Annotated in this window: 16 protein-coding genes; 8 read left to right on the plus strand and 8 right to left on the minus strand. The window is 63.7% G+C overall.

All coding sequences use genetic code 11. The features are described 5' to 3' along the window. Positions 1-12: 12 nt before the first annotated feature. Positions 13-729 carry a DNA polymerase III subunit epsilon gene (gene dnaQ, locus GJW30_RS03785; protein WP_096351824.1) on the plus strand — a complete coding sequence of 239 codons (717 nt, stop codon included), beginning with the start codon at positions 13-15 and terminating at the stop codon, positions 727-729. A gap of 159 nt (positions 730-888) precedes the next feature. Here the strand turns inward: dnaQ and secB are convergent, their stop codons facing one another. After that, positions 889-1,383, minus strand: a complete 495-nt coding sequence (secB, locus tag GJW30_RS03790; protein WP_096351827.1) for a protein-export chaperone SecB — start codon at positions 1,381-1,383, stop codon at positions 889-891. Positions 1,384-1,705: 322 nt separating this feature from the next. On the opposite strand from secB, the gene GJW30_RS03795 reads away from it, so the two are divergent. The 3 genes from GJW30_RS03795 to GJW30_RS03805 are packed head-to-tail and all read left to right on the plus strand — an operon-like array spanning position 1,706 to position 4,162. After that, positions 1,706-2,410: a Tim44/TimA family putative adaptor protein gene (locus GJW30_RS03795; RefSeq protein ID WP_096351830.1), complete on the plus strand. Its 705-nt coding sequence runs from the start codon at positions 1,706-1,708 to the stop codon at positions 2,408-2,410. 1 nt (position 2,411) lies between these two features. Beyond that, complete coding sequence (gene mltA / locus GJW30_RS03800) at positions 2,412-3,635, plus strand: murein transglycosylase A (protein WP_096351832.1); 1,224 nt, start codon at positions 2,412-2,414, stop codon at positions 3,633-3,635. Next, positions 3,632-4,162 (plus strand): Smr/MutS family protein, encoded by a 531-nt coding sequence (locus GJW30_RS03805; protein ID WP_096351835.1) that lies wholly within the window; start codon positions 3,632-3,634, stop codon positions 4,160-4,162. Before mltA ends, GJW30_RS03805 begins: the two co-directional genes overlap by 4 nt. Positions 4,163-4,314: 152 nt before the next feature. Here the strand turns inward: GJW30_RS03805 and GJW30_RS03810 are convergent, their stop codons facing one another. Next, positions 4,315-5,352 (minus strand): aspartate-semialdehyde dehydrogenase, encoded by a 1,038-nt coding sequence (locus GJW30_RS03810; protein ID WP_096351838.1) that lies wholly within the window; start codon positions 5,350-5,352, stop codon positions 4,315-4,317. Positions 5,353-5,540: 188 nt separating this feature from the next. On the opposite strand from GJW30_RS03810, the gene GJW30_RS03815 reads away from it, so the two are divergent. Further along, positions 5,541-6,572: an endonuclease/exonuclease/phosphatase family protein gene (locus GJW30_RS03815; protein ID WP_096351841.1), complete on the plus strand. Its 1,032-nt coding sequence runs from the start codon at positions 5,541-5,543 to the stop codon at positions 6,570-6,572. Positions 6,573-6,611: 39 nt separating this feature from the next. Here GJW30_RS03815 and GJW30_RS03820 read toward each other — a convergent pair whose 3' ends face one another. Continuing rightward, positions 6,612-7,271 carry a lectin gene (locus GJW30_RS03820; RefSeq protein ID WP_096351844.1) on the minus strand — a complete coding sequence of 220 codons (660 nt, stop codon included), beginning with the start codon at positions 7,269-7,271 and terminating at the stop codon, positions 6,612-6,614. 156 nt (positions 7,272-7,427) lie between these two features. Here GJW30_RS03820 and GJW30_RS03825 point away from each other — a divergent pair, with 156 nt between their 5' ends. Beyond that, positions 7,428-8,204, plus strand: coding sequence for an SDR family NAD(P)-dependent oxidoreductase (locus GJW30_RS03825; RefSeq protein ID WP_096351847.1), 777 nt, complete (start codon positions 7,428-7,430; stop codon positions 8,202-8,204). A gap of 186 nt (positions 8,205-8,390) precedes the next feature. Here GJW30_RS03825 and GJW30_RS03830 read toward each other — a convergent pair whose 3' ends face one another. From GJW30_RS03830 to GJW30_RS03845, 4 genes are all read right to left on the minus strand, one after another. Next, complete coding sequence (locus tag GJW30_RS03830) at positions 8,391-10,031, minus strand: thiamine pyrophosphate-binding protein (RefSeq protein WP_245408648.1); 1,641 nt, start codon at positions 10,029-10,031, stop codon at positions 8,391-8,393. A gap of 145 nt (positions 10,032-10,176) precedes the next feature. Next, positions 10,177-11,355 carry an alpha-hydroxy acid oxidase gene (locus GJW30_RS03835; RefSeq protein ID WP_096358642.1) on the minus strand — a complete coding sequence of 393 codons (1,179 nt, stop codon included), beginning with the start codon at positions 11,353-11,355 and terminating at the stop codon, positions 10,177-10,179. 335 nt (positions 11,356-11,690) lie between these two features. Next, complete coding sequence (locus tag GJW30_RS03840; RefSeq protein ID WP_096358643.1) at positions 11,691-12,119, minus strand: hypothetical protein; 429 nt, start codon at positions 12,117-12,119, stop codon at positions 11,691-11,693. A 205-nt stretch (positions 12,120-12,324) separates the two neighbouring features. Further along, the gene (locus tag GJW30_RS03845) at positions 12,325-13,296 is read right to left on the minus strand and encodes a Bug family tripartite tricarboxylate transporter substrate binding protein (RefSeq protein WP_096358644.1); all 972 of its coding nucleotides are present in this window, start codon (positions 13,294-13,296) and stop codon (positions 12,325-12,327) included. Between the two features lie 169 nt (positions 13,297-13,465). Between GJW30_RS03845 and GJW30_RS03850 the strand changes: the two genes are divergently transcribed. Continuing rightward, complete coding sequence (locus GJW30_RS03850; protein ID WP_096351850.1) at positions 13,466-14,176, plus strand: ribonuclease activity regulator RraA; 711 nt, start codon at positions 13,466-13,468, stop codon at positions 14,174-14,176. A gap of 99 nt (positions 14,177-14,275) precedes the next feature. Then, the gene (gene araD, locus GJW30_RS03855) at positions 14,276-15,997 is read left to right on the plus strand and encodes an L-arabinonate dehydratase (protein WP_096351852.1); all 1,722 of its coding nucleotides are present in this window, start codon (positions 14,276-14,278) and stop codon (positions 15,995-15,997) included. A gap of 173 nt (positions 15,998-16,170) precedes the next feature. Here the strand turns inward: araD and GJW30_RS03860 are convergent, their stop codons facing one another. Then, entirely contained in the window at positions 16,171-17,145 is a 975-nt protein-coding gene (locus GJW30_RS03860; RefSeq protein WP_096351855.1) for a D-2-hydroxyacid dehydrogenase, read from the minus strand. Positions 17,146-17,148: the final 3 nt, after the last annotated feature.

A 17,148-nucleotide genomic window follows, 5' to 3' on the forward strand; every position in this document is an offset into this window, starting at 1 on the left:
TAGAAGACGCGAATGCGTGAGATCGTTCTCGATACGGAAACAACGGGCCTGAGCCCGGCCGAAGGCCATCGCGTGGTCGAGATCGGCGGCGTCGAGCTCGTCAATCGCTTCCCGACCGGCCGCACCGTGCACTTCTATCTCAACCCCGATCGCGACATGCCGACCGAGGCATTCGAGGTGCATGGTCTGTCGGCGGAATTCCTTTCCGACAAGCCGCGCTTCCACGAAGTCGCCGACGCCTTCATCGAATTCATCGGCGACGCGACGCTCGTCATCCACAACGCGTCGTTCGATCACATGTTTCTCAATGCGGAGCTGGCGAAGATCGGCAAGCCCGCTATCCCGCGCGACCGCTTGCTCGACACACTGCTGCTCGCGCGCCGCAAACATCCGAACGGGCCGAACCGGCTCGACGATCTCTGCTCGCGCTACGGCATCGACAATTCGCGCCGCACCAAGCACGGCGCATTGCTCGATTCGGAAATACTCGCCGAGGTCTATCTCGAACTTATCGGTGCACGGCAGGCACAACTCGGTCTCGGCGAGCAGGTCGCCGAAATTCGCATCGAGTCGCACATCGCCAATCCGTCGCGCCAGCGGCCGCATCCATTGCCGCCGCGTGTGAGCGAAGCGGAGCTTGCGGCGCATATGGCGTTTGTGAGCGAGATGGGCCCAGCCGCCGTGTGGACGGCGTATGTCCCGGCCGAGCAGGTCGCGGCGAGCGCTTAGACTTCGATCCGCAGCATTGCCCAGCAACGAAGTTGTCATCCCGGACGGCAAGCGCTCTGCGCGCAGCCGATCCGGGATCCACGTATCCCTGCATCTGCTGTGGCACATGGATCCCGGCTCGCGGCTGCTGCGCAGCCTTGGCCGGGATGACATCCGAAGTTAGCTAACCAGCGTACCCGGCTGCTGGCCGCCGCCCTGCATTTCGGCAACCTTCGCGCGATAAAGACCGACGAAATCGATCGGGTCGATATAGAGCGGCGGGAAGCCGCCGCTGCGCACCGTCGTCGCAACGATCTCACGGGCGAACGGGAAGAGCAGGCGCGGGCACTCGATCATCAGGACCGGGTGAATTTCCTGCTGCGGGATGTTCTGCAGGCGGAAGACGCCGCCGTAGGTCAGGTCGAAAGAGAACAGCACCGTACCATTCGTCTGCGCCTTGCCCTCGAGCTTGAGCTCGACTTCGTGATCCGGGCCGCCGTCTTCGCTGAGCGGGCGGGCGTTGACGTTGATCTGAATGTTGATCTCGGGCTGCGTCTGCGATGGCTGCAACGAATTCGGCGCATTCGGGTTCTCGAACGAGAAGTCCTTGATGTATTGCGTGAGAACGTTGAGCTGCGGGGGCTGTTGCTGCGCGCCGCCGTTGGTTTCCGCCATGAAAAGCCCCTTGGAGCAATCGTGAAAAGGTGCCGGGTGGCTATCATGGTGCATCAAGCGCCACAAGGGCTTAGCGGTTGCGGAGCGGGGTCGCGAAATAGTCCCATTATTCCGCCAACTTAAAGCCGCGTGATGCTTCCACTCGGGGGCGCGGCACACTAAGCTTTCGCCGTTCCGCGCCGGTGGGACATCGGGACGCAGCTTGGACAGGCGAACGCCAAGGCTTAAGTTAGGCTATCGGCGCCGTTTAGCTGACAGTGTCCCGCCTGCTTGATCGCGCTTCCCGTGCGGTCGCGACTATAAAACGCGCGAAAGAAACAACGTGTTCGATATCTATACGATCATTTTCCTGGCCCTTGCGGTTTTCATCTTCTTCCGCCTCCGCAGCGTTCTGGGTCAGCGCAGCGGCAACGAGCCGCGTTACGATCGCGCGCCCGAGCCCGTGCGCCCGCCGCCGCCCGCGGGCGACAAGGTCGTCCCGTTGCCGACCCGCCCGAACGAGGCGCAGCTCAACCCCGACAATGACGGCGAGCCGGCGCCGAACCGCTGGCAGGGCGTCGCCGAAGCCGGGACGCCGGTCGCGATCGGCCTCGACGCAATCGCCAAGGACGACCCGACGTTCGACGCCAAGCATTTCGTCACCGGCGCTCGCTCGGCTTACGAGATGGTCGTGACGGCCTTCGCCGAGGGCGACCGCCGTACTTTGAAGAATCTCCTCGCCAAAGATGTCTATGACGGCTTCGATGCTGCGATCCGCGATCGCGAGCAGAAAGGCGAAACAGTCGAGACAAAATTCGTCGGCATCGACAAGGCGGATGTGACCGCTGCCGAAATGAGAGGCCGCACCGCGCAGCTGACGTTGCGTTTCATCTCGCAGCTGATCTCTGCCACCAAGGACAAGTCGGGCGCCGTCGTGGACGGCTCAGCCGACACGGTCACCGACGTGACGGACGTCTGGACCTTCGCGCGCGATCTCTCGAGCCGCGATCCGAACTGGAAACTCATCGCTACCGAGGCGGGCGGCTGATTTGCGCCTTTGGGCGGCGCTTCTTACTGCAGCGCTGCTCGCGCCGAACGCGGCAGCCGCCACCGATTGGACTCTGCGCGGCGCATTATTCGTGCCGCTGCAGTGGAGCGAGATCGAAGGCTGGCGCGACGACGATCACCTGAAAGCCTACGACACATTTCTCAACAGCTGCCGCCACATGACGCGGCCGGGCGCGAAAATCGCCGCCGACGCCAAGCCTCTCGAAAAACCGCTGGCCCGCATCTGTCGCCACGCGCTGCGCCACAAAGCGAAGACCGCTACGCGGGCGCGTAAATTTTTCGAGAAAGAATTCCGCCCCGTTCGCATTCGCCGCCTCGGCGAGCAAGCCGGTTTTCTCACCGGCTATTACGAACCGATCATCGAAGGCTCGCGCACGAAGTCGGATGAATTCCCCGTGCCGGTTTACGGCAGGCCGAAAGATCTCGTCTCCGCCGTCGAACAGACCGGACCGGATTTTCCGAACCGCGGTGGCGTCCTGCGTATCACCGAGACAGGCGAACGCGTGCCCTACTATGATCGCGGCGCGATCGAAGATGGCGCGCTGACGGGGAAAAATCTTGAACTCGTCTGGCTGCGCGATCCGGTCGATCTCTTCTTCACGCAGATCCAAGGCTCCGCGCGTGTCCGCCTGAAGGAGGGCGGCACGATGCGCATCAACTACGCGGCGCATAACGGGCAGCCCTACACGGCGGTCGGCGGTCTGCTCGTGCGCGACGGCCGCATTCCCCGCGAAGAAATCTCGATGGATCGCATTCGCGCCTGGATGGCGGCGAATCCCGAAGAGGCGAAAGCGCTCCGCCGCGCGAACCGCGCTTATGTGTTCTTCCGCGTCGTAGACAATCTGCCGGAAGACCAGGAGGCGATTGGCGCGCAGTCGATTCCGCTGGTCGCTGGCCGTTCGCTCGCGGTCGATCGCAATCTCCACGTTTACGGCACGCCGTTCTGGATCGACGCGATGCTGCCGCTGACGGCGGAGAAATCGCAGGAGCGTTATCGCCGCTTGATGATCGGGCAGGACACAGGCTCCGCGATTCTCGGCCCCGCGCGCGGCGATCTCTATTTCGGCGCGGGCGATGAGATGGGCCGCGTCGCGGGCCGCATTCGTCATCCGGCCGAGTGGGTGATGCTGGTGCCGAAATCGCTGCGCCCAAAGACGATTATCCCGGACGTGCCGATGCCGCGCCCGCGGCCCGCCGCGTCATGACGCGCAAACGCAATCTCTCCGGCGAGGAGCGCGCCTTGTGGCGCGCCGTGACGCGCGAGATCAAGCCGCTGCGTGCGATGATCGAACGGATCGAAGAGCAGATCGCGCCGCCGCCGGCTCCGCCGAAAGCTATTCCGAAGAGAATGGTTGTTGCGCCGAAGCCGCCATCACCACCGCCGGTCGCGAAAACGCCCGCGCTTGCACCGCTCGATCGCCGCGCCAAACAGCGCGTCGCACGCGGCCACACCGATATCGACGCCCGCATCGATCTGCACGGCATGACGCAGGAGCGCGCGCATTCGGCGCTGCTGCGTTTCATCCGCAACGCGCAGGGCGACGATCTACGGTTGCTGCTCGTGATAACCGGCAAGGGCGCGCGCGATGGCGAACGCGGCGTGCTGCGGCGCGTTGTGCCGCAATGGCTCGCGCTACCGGATATGCGCAGCTACGTCGTCGGTTTCGAAACTGCGAGCATTCGCCATGGCGGCGAGGGCGCGCTCTATGTGCGCGTTCGCCGGCAGAAATAAAACGGGCCGCATTGCTGCGGCCCGTTTGATTCTTGTAGCCCGGATGAGCAGAGCGCGAAGCGCGTCGCGACATCCGGGAACAACATCGCGGCGATCCCTAGACCCGGATATCGCCCGGCTGCGCCTCGCTCATCCAGGCTACGAGAAGTGCCTTACGCCGCCTTACGCGCGCGCGGCTCGATCAGCTTGCGGTTGATCAGCACTTCGGCGATCTGGATCGCATTCAGCGCCGCGCCTTTGCGCAGGTTGTCCGAGACGACCCACATCGACAGACCGTTCTCTACGGTCGCGTCCTCGCGGATGCGGCTGATGTAGGTCGCGTCTTCGCCGGTCGCTTCGATCGGCGTGATGTAGCCACCCGGCTCGCGCTTATCGATCACGATGCAGCCCGGCGCACGGCGCAGGATTTCCATCGCCTCGTCCGGCGAGATCGGATTCTCGAACTCGACGTTGACGGCTTCCGAATGCGAGACGAACACGGGCACGCGCACGCAGGTCGCCGTGAGTTTGATTTTGGGGTCGAGGATTTTCTTGGTCTCGGCCACCATCTTCCACTCTTCCTTCGTGTACCCGTCTTCCATGAACACATCGATGTGCGGAATGAGGTTGAAGGCGATGCGCTTCGGAAACTTCTTCATCTCCGGTTCTTGCAGCGTGTAGATCGACTTGGTCTGGCGATCGAGTTCGTCCATGCCGTCCTTGCCGGCGCCGGAGACCGACTGATACGTCGCGACGACGACGCGCGTGATCTTCGCCTTGTCGTGCAGCGGCTTGAGCGCGACGACGAGCTGGGCTGTCGAGCAGTTCGGGTTCGCGATGATGCCGCGCTTGCGGAAATCCTTCACGGCATCCGCATTCACTTCCGGCACGATCAGCGGCACATCGGAATCGTAACGCCAAGCCGACGAGTTATCGATGACGACGGCGCCCTGGGCCGCGATCTTCGGCGACCACTCCTTCGACACGGTACCGCCCGCCGACATCAGGCAGATGTCGGTATCGGAGAAGTCGAAGTGCTCGAGCGCTTTGCATTTCAGGGTTTTGTCGCCGTAGGACACTTCAACGCCCATGCTCCGGCGAGACGCCAGTGCAACCACCTCGTCGGCCGGGAAGGACCGTTCGGCGAGTATGCCCAACATTTCGCGGCCCACGTTACCCGTGGCGCCAACGACGGCAACCTTGTAACCCATTGTTCTAGCTCCGAAATGTATTGCGCCGCGGGAAGCCATCGTGGCTTTGCCGCAGCGCGGTAGCTTTTACGCTCTTTTGTGACAGAGCACAACGCGCGGACGCGTACGCCATTTGGTGGCATCGCGGCCGGCATCAAGATGCAACATGGCCCAGCCATACTGGCTCACCTTCATATGGGAGCAGCGCCATGAAGCTGAAGAAGCTGAGCATCGGAACGTTCAATCTTCTCAACCTGAATGAACCGAATCTGCCGATGTATACGGACAAGAAGGGCTGGTCGGATGCGCAATATGTGCTGAAGATCGATTGGACGCAGCGCCTGCTCAAATTGCTCCGGCCGGACATCTTCGGCTTTCAGGAACTCTGGCACGCCGACGCCTTGCACAACGCGGTCGATACCGCGGGGCTGAGCGACGCTTACGATGTTCTCGTTCCGGACGATGCGAAGGGGAAGCGCATCGTTTGTGCCGCGATGGTGCGGAAGGGCTTGCTCAAAGGTCAACCCGACTGGATCGACAAATTTCCCGACAACTTCGTGCTCAAAAGCAAAGGCGATGACCCGCAAACCTCCGCCATCACGGTGAATATCAAGCGCTTCTCGCGCCCCGTGTTGCACTTCACGATCACCCCGCGAGAGGACCAGGAAGACGTGCACGTCTATGTCTGTCACTTCAAGTCGAAGGCACCCACCAAGGTCTTCATGGAGGACTGGTTCCATGCCGACGAGGCGACCTACAAGAAGCACGCGACAGGACTTGGTTCGGCTCTATCGACGATCCGCCGCACGGCTGAGGCTGCGGCCTTGCGGTTTCTTTTGACCGAACAGATGAAAGAGACGCGTACGCCGGTGATCGTTCTCGGCGACATCAATGACGGTCAGCTCAGCAATACGCAAAACATTCTAACCGAGCAGCCGCGGTATCTCGTCGGTGGTAGCGTTGGCGGCAGCGACGTTGCGCTCTACACGGCGCAAACGCTGCAGGAGTATCGTTCTTCGCGAGACGTCTATTACACGCATATCCATCAGGACATGATGGAGTCACTCGACCACATCCTGGTGAGCGAGGAATTTTACGACAACAGCCGCAAGCGGATCTGGATGTTCGACGGGATGACTGTGAACAATGATCACTTGAGCTTCGACGACCATAAGACGTCCGGCACCAACGATCACGGCGTGATCTGTGCGCACTTTGCCTACAAGCCGATCAAGGCTTGACCGCCGGCGCCGGTGGGCGCCAGCGGTGAGCCCGTAGCCTTAGTTCGTCGCGAAGCAGTAGAGTCGGCCGTCGCCGCCGGTGCCCTTCAGTGCCGCCACGCTGCAGCCGCCGCCTTCACCGCGCGAGGGATGCGACGTGTTCCACGATTTCGCAGGCGGCAGGTCGTTGAGACCGGTGCGGTCGTGGTGGCCGACCATCGCGGCGCCGGCTGCTTCCGACGTCCAATTGGCGCAGGTGCGATCCTCGCCGGCCGCGAAGGCCGTGCCGTCTTCCTGCGAGCCGGTCAGGATGTCGTGCATGTTCGGCGTATCGCCGCGCCCGTTCACGGCCTCACCCTTCTCGTTGAGCGCCGTCACCTTGCTGATCTTGTTGTTGGCGCTGTGCAGGTCCGCGACGCTGGTCGCAATCACTTCGCCCTTGCCGTTCTGCCACGGCCCCGCGCCGATGCGGTCCTTCGCGTTGACGGCGCCCGCGCCCTGCGTCGAGAGATAAGCCTTCCAGCTCTTCGACGAGCCGGCCGCCGTGGCGAGCCGCTGGCAGAGCGCGTCGGCGCCCGCGAGGCCGCCGAGATTGCCGCCTTTGCCGGAGCCTTCCGACGTGACGAAGAAGCTCATTTGCGCGGCGGTCTGTGCCTGCGCGATCGAAGCCAAGGGAAGAAGAGCCGAAACACAAAGCGCCAAGCGAAGGGTGGTGCGCATAGAAGTTCTCCCGGATGCCCGGCCGTTGTTGGTCTTTTGGCCGGCGGGCGTAACAAACTGCCGGTTCTCGCCAGAGTCGAGTCCTTATCGCCGGAATGGCTCGCCTGCGGGCGGGCATTATGCTCGAATGCCGGCAATCAAAATCGGAGGAAAATCATGCGGGCAGAAGGCATTGCGGTGGTGACGGGCGGCGCGAGCGGGATCGGGGCGGCCTGCTGCCGCGAACTCGCGACCGCGGGCGCCAAGGTCGTGGTGCTGGACCGCAATCTCGCGGGCGCCGAGGCAATCGCCAAGGAGGTCGGCGGCTCGGCCTACCATGCGGACGTCACCGACGATGCCGGCATGAAAGCCGTTGCGGAGAAGATCGAGGCCGAGGTCGGCCCGGTCGCGACGCTGGTCGCCAACGCCGGCATCCTGGCATTTCCGGCCCGCCCGTTCGACGTCTCGATGGACACCTGGGACGAGATCAACCGTGTCGACCAGCGTGGCGTCTATCTCTCCTGCGTCGTCTTTGGCCGCGCCATGGTGCAGCGGCGCAAGGGCGCGATCGTGACCATCGCGTCGATTGCCGGCATGCGCTCGATGCCGATCCACGGCTATGCGTCCGCCAAGGCCGCCGTCATCTCGATCACGCAGTGTCTCGCGACCGAGTGGGGACCGGCCGGTGTCCGCGTCAACGCGGTGTCGCCCGGCTTCGTGCAGACGCCCGCGCTGCAAGCCGCGATCGACAAGGGCGAACGCAACGTCGAGACGCTCAAAGCCAATGCCGCGATGGGCCGCACGGTGCGCATGGACGAGATCGCGAAGGCCGTGACGTTCCTGTCGTCCGACAACGCCTCCGGCATCACGGGCGTGAATCTTCCGGTCGACTGCGGTTGGCTCGTCACCGGCTCGTGGCACACCTATGGCGGGCTTCGCCAGCCGGGGAATTAGCAACGGCACGTCTTCTCGGCATATGAGGCTGTCATCCCGGCCAAGGCTGCGCAGCAGCCGCGAGCCGGGATCCACGTATCCCTGACACTTGAGAGAAACTCTATCGCTGGGGATCATGGATCCCGGATAGCCGCCAATCGCTGCGCGATTTACGTCTTCCGGGATGACAGCCCGTTGAGAGGCTAGCTAACCCCTTCCGATCATCGGCGCCGGCACACGCTCGATCATCACGTTGATGCACGCCGGTTTACCTGACGCGATGGCGCGCTCAAGCGCTGGACCGAGTTCGTCCGCGCGCGTCACCAGCTCGCCGTGACCGCCGAGCGCTTCGACGACTTTGTCATAGCGCGTCGGCAGTAGTTCGCAGCCATAGGCGCGATCCTTGCCGTATTCGCGGATCTGAATCTGATGCTCCGCGTTCCAGCCCGCGTCGTTGCCGAGCACGACGACGAACGGCGTGTCGTAGCGCACCGCGGTGTCGAACTCCGTGAGGTGAAAGCCGAACGCGCCGTCGCCCATCATCACGACCGAGAGCGCATTCGGATCGGCAACACGCGCCGCGATGCCGAACGGAACCGCAGCGCCGATCGAACCCGCGATGCCGTTGATGACGCGCCGCTTCGGCTTGAGGCACGCCTGCGGCCATTGGCCGATCTCGCCGCCCTCGCAGGTGAGTATCGCGTTGTCGTGCTTGGCCAAAACGCTTTCGAGCGCGCGGCACATTTCGAGCGGATGCACCGGGCCGTCTTTCGGTGACGCGTGTTTCGCCCACGCCGTCGGCCGATAACTCACGGCAGCCTCGACTTCGTCCCGCCACGTCGTGTTGCGTTTCGCTGGTGCGCGCTTGAGCAATGTCTCGGCGGCTGTGCGCGAATCCGCGATGGCGGTGACCAGCACACGATCGCCGTGCGCATCGACGGCGCGGGCGACGAGTTCGGCCTCCGGATCGATGACGATGAAACGCGCCTTCGCGTCGATCACCGGCGCATTGCCGAAGCGAATCGCATAATCGTGCGGCTTGCCGAGCAGCACCAGCATATCGGCTTGGCGGAGCACTTCGGCGAATGCGCCGAGCGTACAGTCGTTGAGACCGCGCGGGCCTTCCATGCCGACCGCTGGAATGCCGGTCACCTCGCCGAAGCGCGCGAGTGTCGCCCGGCCTTGCGCGTCGCACAGCGTCGGGCCGCCGAGGATCAGCGGGCGCGCCGCATCCTTCAGCGCCGCATAAACGCTGTCCGCCGCAACATCGCTCAAGTGCTGCACGCGCGCCGAAAACTCCTTCGGCCATGGCACCTCGCCGCCGCGAACGTCGCCTTCGAGGAAATCGCTCGGCAGGCTGAGATGCACCGGCCCTGGGCGGCCCGACGTCGCGATGCGGATCGCGCGCGCAACGTCTTCGCCCATCCCTTCGATCGACTCCGCGGTCCACGATGCTTTCGCGGCGGGCGCCGCCATCTCGGCCTGACGAAGTTCTTGAAACCCACCGCGACCGACTTCACTCGCGGCGACATGCCCGGAGAGCAGCACGAGCGGCGACTCCGCGGCCAGCGCGGTGTAGAGCGCGGCGGCCGCATTCGCGTGGCCGGGTCCGCCGGTGACGAGCGCAACGCCCGGCTTGCCGGTGAGGCGGCCGTAAGCGTCCGCCATATGCACGGCGGCGGCTTCGTGGCGCACGTGGATCAGTTTGAGCTTCGTTCCGATCGCGGCGTCGAACAGCGACATGATGTGGTTGCCGCTTAGCGTGAAGACGGTGTCGAGCCCCGCCGCCTCGAGCGTGCGCATGACGATGTCGGCGCCACGCATTTTGGTTTCGGTCTCAGCACTCATGGCAACACCTTCTAGATTAGAACGCCGTCATGGCCCGCTTCATGCGGGCCATCCACGTCTTCCTGTTTGGCATGCCGGAGAAGCAAGCCGTGGATGGCCCGGACAAGCCGGGCCATCACGGAGAAATTAGGGCACGGTGCAAATACTAAGCGATCCCACTCACGCGGCGCATGAGGTCCGGCGTCATCTCGTCGAGCGAGTTGATACCGAGCAGGCCCATATCGCGCAGCACTTCCTCTTTGAGGATCTTGATCGCATGCGCGGCGCCGGCTTCGCCCGCGATCGACGCCGCGTAAAGGAACGGGCGGCCGACGAAGACGAACTTCGCTCCGAGCGCAATCGCTTTCAGCACATCGGTGCCGCGGCGAATGCCGGAGTCGAACATCACCGTCATATCGCCCGCATTGTCCGCAATCTCCTTCAGCGTGCGCAGCGGCGACACCGTGTAGTCGAGCTGACGGCCGCCGTGGTTGGACACGATCACGCCGTCGACGCCGTGCTCGCGCGCTTTGCGCGCATCGTCCGGATGCATCAAGCCCTTCACGATGAGGCGGCCCTTGAACAGGCGGCGCATCAGCGCGAGGTGCTCCCAGTTGAGATGATCGCGCGCGCCGAAGTCGCGCATCACGGTCTTCGCGATGATCGGCGCGCCGCGCGTCGCGAACGAATTCTCGAAATGCGGCATGCCGTGCTTGAACACGGTCTTCGCGGCGACGCCGGTGAGCCAGCCCGGTCGCGATAACCCGTCGAGCATCAGCTGCAGCGAGGGTTTGAGCGGTGTCGTGAAGCCGGCGCGAATATTATTCTCGCGGTTCGCATGTACGGTCACGTCAACGGTGAGCAGCAGCGTCTTGAAGCCCGCATTCTGCACGCGGTGGACAAGCTCTTCGATGCGCGTCTCGTCGCCCGGCAGATAAGCCTGGAACCAAGCGTCCGGGTTCGCCGCAATCACCTCTTCGAGACGGATCAGCGATGAGCCGCTCATGATCATCGGGACGTTGGCGGCGCGCGCTGCCTGCGTCAGCACAAGGTCGCCGCGATAGGCGCAGAGCGCGCTCATGCCCATCGGCGCGATGCCGAACGGCGCCGAGAAGGTCTGGCCGAACAGTTTTGTCGCCATGCTTCGCTGCGACACGTTATTGAGGACGCGCGGCACGAAGCCGTATTCCGCGAAGGCGCCTCGATTATCGGAGAGCGCCGCGTTCTCTTCCGCGGCTCCCGAGATGAAGCCGAAAATCGGCCGCGGCAGGAATTTGCGCGCCTCTTCCTCGAAATCGAGCAGCGACAGCACGTTGCGGATGCGACGCGGGACGCCGGTCGGCATCGACCAGGTCAGCGGCTCGGTGGGTTGTGCTTTGGTGGCGGCCGGCTCCTGCACCGAAGCGGTCAGGTCATCTCGGGTGATGGTCACGAAGGCGTTTCCTTCTTGTTTCTTGGAAAAGCCTTACGGCGCGTTCGGGCCGTCGCGCAAGCTCGCAGAGCGCAGGGGCGGGCTGCGGAAAGTCTCAAGGGAAGTTTTTTTAGCCGGAGCGTGGCCGGAATTCCGCGCGGCTGCCGTTTACCCCTGTGACGGCCCTCCTCCGGGCCGGCGGATCTCTCCCAAAAAACTTACCGCCGGTGTGCCCCACGCACTCCGGCGGTCTTTTTTTAGGGAGGGCCTCAGCGGCAGCGCCGATAGCCCATCGCGGCGATTTCGCTGCTCCGCATCAGCACGGTGCGCTCGTTGAGCCCGCCGCGCTTGCGGATCCAGTTTCGCACCGGGCCCGGATAGAACTTCATCACGGCTTGCGTCGCCTCGTGCTCGGTCTGCTCCTCGCCCATCCAGTTCTTCGAATAGGCGGCGTGGAAGCCGAGCACGGCCCGCTGCGTCACGCAGATGCGGTTTTTCGGCACGATCGAGAGCACCAGCGTGCAGGCGGAGAGGCACGGGCCGTCGATGACCACACGCTCGCCGGACGCGCGCACGCGCTGGAAGAGGTCGAGATAATCGCCGATCCGTCCGCCGCCGTCGGCGCGGATACGGACTTCGGCGGCCGAAGGCAGCACGCTGGCAACGACGAGGACCAACGCCAACAGAGTTTTACGCAACGACACCTCCCGATATCGCAGCGAGCCGACAGCTTTGCTCGGCTCTGACCGCGCCCCTTCGGCGACTATCGCAGAAGCAGGCTTCCGTTGCATAGGCCTTGCAACTTCACGGCCAGGTAGCGGTGAGGATTCACGATCATCGCGGCGGAATCGCAACAGCAGGAGGGCCAAAGCGCCCGCCCGCGAGGTATTGTTGTGGCGGAAGTCAGTTCAGCGTGACGTTGGCGGCCTTCACGACCTCCTGCCACTTCTTACGTTCCTCGTTGATGAAGGCGGAAAATTCGGCCGGCGTGATCGGCGACGGCACCGCTCCGATCTCGGCAAGGCTCTTCTGCGCTTCCGGCGACGTGAAGATGCGTTTCATCTCGGCCGCAAGCTGGTCGACGATCTCCTTCGGCGTTCCGGCCGGAACGAACGCGCCGTGCCATGAGGTGGCATCGAACCCCGCCAGCGTATCGCCGACCGGCGGAACGTCCGGCGCGGTTTCGCTCCGCTGCGGCGAGGTGACGGCGAGCGGGCGGATTTTGCCGGCTTTTGCCTGCGGCCACGCCAGCGTGATGTTGTCGAAGGCAAGATCGATATGCCCGCCGACCAGCGCATTCATGATCTCGGCCGATGAACGATACGGCACATGCACCATTTTGGTGCCGGTCTTGATCTGGAACAGCTCGGACGCAAGATGGATCGACGTTCCGGCGCCCGAGGTGCCGTAGCTCAGCTTGCCGGGATTTTTCTTCAGGTGCTCGATCAGTTCGGCGACCGACTTCACCGGCAGGTCGTTCTTCACCACCAGCATATTCGGCAGCCGCGCCGCGAGGCTGACCGGGATGAAGTCCTTCTCGGGATCGAACGGAAGATTTTTGTAGAGATACTGGTTGATCGAGTGGGTTGACACCGTACCCATCAGGATCGTGTAGCCGTCATTCGCCGCGCGCGCGGCCGCCGTCGCGCCGATATTGCCGCCCGCGCCGGCGCGGTTCTCGACGATAAACGTCGCGCTCGGAAACTTCTGTGCGAGGCCGCTGGACAGCATGCGCCCGAAAATATCGGCGGTGCCGCCCGCCGCGAACGGCACGATGATGGTGACGGGTTTGCCGCCCGGCCAAGCCGTTTGCGCATTGGCTGGCGCTAACGCGACGAGTGTCGCGGCGACCGCAGCCGCGATGAAACGCTTCATGAAATCCTCCGGATCGACGCTCGATCGATGCTTGGATGCGGCCTCTTGGCGGGCCGCACAAAAGTGCTGACAATCGGCGTGTATGATCATATGACAACCGACGCAATTGAATTTTCACGCGCCACGAGTGCCAAGATGACGCGGGTCAAAAAACGTTCCGGGAGGAGTAATGTCGCTATCCGATAGCGCGCGCGACAAGCTGATGAATGTGTCGACCGCGACGCTCACCACCGTGTTGTTCAAGCGCGGATTTCGCAATCTCTACATTCAGGGCATTCACCGGATTAATCCCGGACCGAACATGGTCGGGCCCGCTTACACGCTGCGCTACATTCCGGCGCGCGAGGATCTCGATCACATCGGCGTCTTCGAGGATCGCAGCCATCCGCAGCGCAAGGGCGTCGAGGAATGTCCGCCCGGCGCCGTCTTCGTCATCGACAGCCGCCGCAATTATTCGGCCGCCAGCGCAGGCGGCATTCTGCTGACCCGCCTCGGCGTGCGCGGCTGCTCCGGCATCGTGACGGATGGCGGCTTCCGCGACACGCCCGAGATCGAAAAGAGCGCGATGCCGGCGTATCACGCGCATCCGGCCGCGCCGACCAACCTCATTCGCCATCACGCGGTCGATCTCAATCTTCCGATCGCCTGCGGCGAGGTGCCGGTATTCCCGGGCGACATCGTCGTCGGCGACAACGAAGGCGTCTGCATCATCCCGGCGCACATCGCCGAAGATGTCGCGAACGAAGCTTTCGAGCAGACCGCCTTCGAGGATTTCGTGCAGGAGGAGATCGAGAGCGGCAAGCCGCTGTTCGGCACTTATCCGCCCGCGCCCGAAGCGAAAGAGAAATTCGCCAAGTGGCGGAAGCAGCGCGGGAGGTAGTTTGGCGACCTTGCCAAACGCTCCGGTCCACCTCTCCCCATGGGAGAGGTGAAGACCGTACCCGTGTCGTCTTGATGGGCAGATCGAAGGCTAGAAAAAATGTCGCGTAAGAAAATCGAAGATCTCCGCAGCCAGCGCTGGTTCGGCGCGACCGATCTCCGCTCCTTCGGCCATCGCTCGCGCGCGATGCAGATGGGCTACGGCCGCGAAGACTTCATGGGCAAGCCGGTCGTCGCCATCATCAACACGTGGAGCGATCTCAATACCTGCCACTCGCACCTGCGCACGCGCGCCGAAGAGGTGAAGCGCGGCGTCTGGCAAGCCGGCGGCTTCCCGGTCGAACTGCCGGCGCTCTCGCTCTCCGAGCAATTCGTCAAGCCGACCACGATGCTTTACCGCAACTTGCTCGCGCTCGAGACCGAGGAACTTCTCCGCTCGCATCCGATCGATGGCGCCGTGTTGCTCGGCGGCTGCGACAAGACGACTCCCGCGACCATCATGGGCGGCCTCTCGATGGATCTGCCGATGATCTATCTTCCGGCCGGCCCGATGATGCGCGGACACTTCGGCGGAAAAATTCTCGGCTCCGGTTCGGACGTTTGGAAATACTGGGCGGAGAAAGAGGCCGGCAACATCACCACGGCGCAGTGGAACGACATGGAGGCCGGCATCGCGCGTTCGGCCGGCACCTGCATGACGATGGGTACCGCCGCGACCATGATGGCGATTGCGGAATCGCTCGGGCTCTGCCTGCCCGGCGCATCCTCCATCCCGGCTGTCGACGCCGCGCATCCACGCATGGCGACGGCGTGCGGCCGTCACATCGTCGAGATGATCTGGCAGGACCTTCGCCCCTCGACGATCCTCGATCGAAAATCGTTCGAGAACGCGCTGATCGTGCACAACGCGGTCGCGGGTTCGACCAACGCGATGATCCACCTCGTTGCCATGGCGGGCCGCGCCGGCGTGAAAGTCACGCTGCAGGACTTCGACGATTTCGCCCAAAAGGTGCCGGTTATCGCCAACATCCGTCCGTCCGGCGATTGGCTGATGGAGGATTTCCACATCGCGGGCGGCATCCGCGCGCTGATGTCGCGTCTCAAGGATTTCCTGCACCTCGACGCCAAGACCGTGACGGGCACGCTTGGCGAAGGCCTCGAGGGCGCCGAAGTTTATAACGACGACGTCATCCGCCCGCTCGATAAGCCTATCGCGGCCTCGGGCGGCACCGCGATCCTCTACGGCAACATCGCGCCGGACGGCTGCGTGATCAAACCGCCGGCCGCCGAGGCGCGGCTGCTCACGCACACCGGTCCCGCCATCGTTTTCGACACCTACGACGAGATGTCGGCGGCCATCAACGACGAGGATCTCGACGTGACGCCCGACCACGTCATGGTCCTGCGCAACGCCGGGCCGATCGGCGGCCCCGGCATGCCCGAATGGGGCATGCTGCCGATCCCGAAGAAGCTGCTGAAGCAGGGCGTGCGCGATATGGTCCGTATTTCGGATGCGCGCATGAGCGGCACCAGCTACGGCGCCTGCATTCTCCATGTCTCGCCCGAAGCGCATATCGGCGGCCCGCTCGCCGCGATCCGTAACGGCGATATGATCACGCTCGATGTGCCGAACCGCAGCATCAACGTCGCGCTGACCGACGCGCAGATTACCGAGCGTCTGAAGTCATGGTCGCCGCCGCCGCGCGATTTCCCGCGCGGGTACAACTGGCTGTTCGCCCGTCACGTGCGCCAGGCGCATGAAGGCTGCGATTTCGACTTCCTCGAAGGCTCGAAAGGCATTCCTGAGCCGGAGATTCATTGACGCACAGCGTCAATTAAAAAACGGACCGTCATCCCGGACGGCAAGCTGCGCGCTCATTGCGCGCCGCGAAGCCGATCCGGGACCCATGTATCCCTGCGGTCGCCGTGATACGTGGATCCCGGCTCGCGACTGCTGCGCAGTCTTGGCCGGGATGACAGCCGAAATCCGGCTGCCTACCCCACCATCTCATTCACCAGCTTCTCGCCGCGATGCACGCGATCGATATTCTCGATGAGCAAATCGATCACGTTGTCCTCGTAACGCTGCGTCTCGCCGGCCGTATGCGGCGTGATCAGCGCATTCGGAATCGTCCACAGCGGCGATCCCTCCGGCAGCGGCTCTTCGTGCGTCACATCGATGCCGGCCGCCGCGATCGTCTTGTCGCTCAGCGACGCAATCAGCGCCGCCTCGTCGACAACCTTCCCGCGCGCGACATTGATCAGATACGCCGACGGCTTCATCGCGGCGAACGCCTTCGCGTCGATCAAATTCGTCGTCTCGGCCGTCAGTGGGCACGTCAGCGCGACGACATCCGCCTCCGGCAAATGCTTCGGCAGATCCTTCAGCGTGAACACCGCATCGACATTCTCCGCGCCGGTCGTCACGTCACGCTTCGCCGCGATCACGCGCATGCCGAACGCCTGTGCAAGCCGCGCCAATGTCCCGCCGATCGCACCGAGGCCGACGATCAGCATCGTCTTGCCGCCGAGCTCGTCCTCGCGCTCCGGAATATTGCCGATCATCCCTCGCCAATGCTTCTTCGCCTGGTTGTCGCGGCCGGTGTGGAGCTGCCGCGCCAACGCGAGTGTCAGTGCGATCGCATGCTGCGCCACCGCATTGGCGTTGACGCCCTTGCCGCTCGCCAGCCGCACGCCAGTCTGTTTGAAGGCAGCGAAATCGTACTGGTCGGTGCCGGCGCTGATCGATTGGATCATCGCAAGCTTCGGCGCTGCCGCGATCAGTTCGTTCTTCCACATCATCGACACCGAGACGATATCGGCCTCGTGGATGCGCGCTTTGAGATCGTCGAAGTTGCCGACCTGGAAATGTTTGATGCCGGTGTTGCGCGCCGCAAAGCGCTCCGCCATTCGGTACACGCCATGCGCGAAACAGATCGTGAGGTCTTTCTTCGGCGGCAGAGTGCGCATGGT

The sequence above is a fragment of the Variibacter gotjawalensis genome, assembly GCF_002355335.1.
GTDB classification, from domain to species: Bacteria; Pseudomonadota; Alphaproteobacteria; order Rhizobiales; family Xanthobacteraceae; genus Variibacter; species Variibacter gotjawalensis.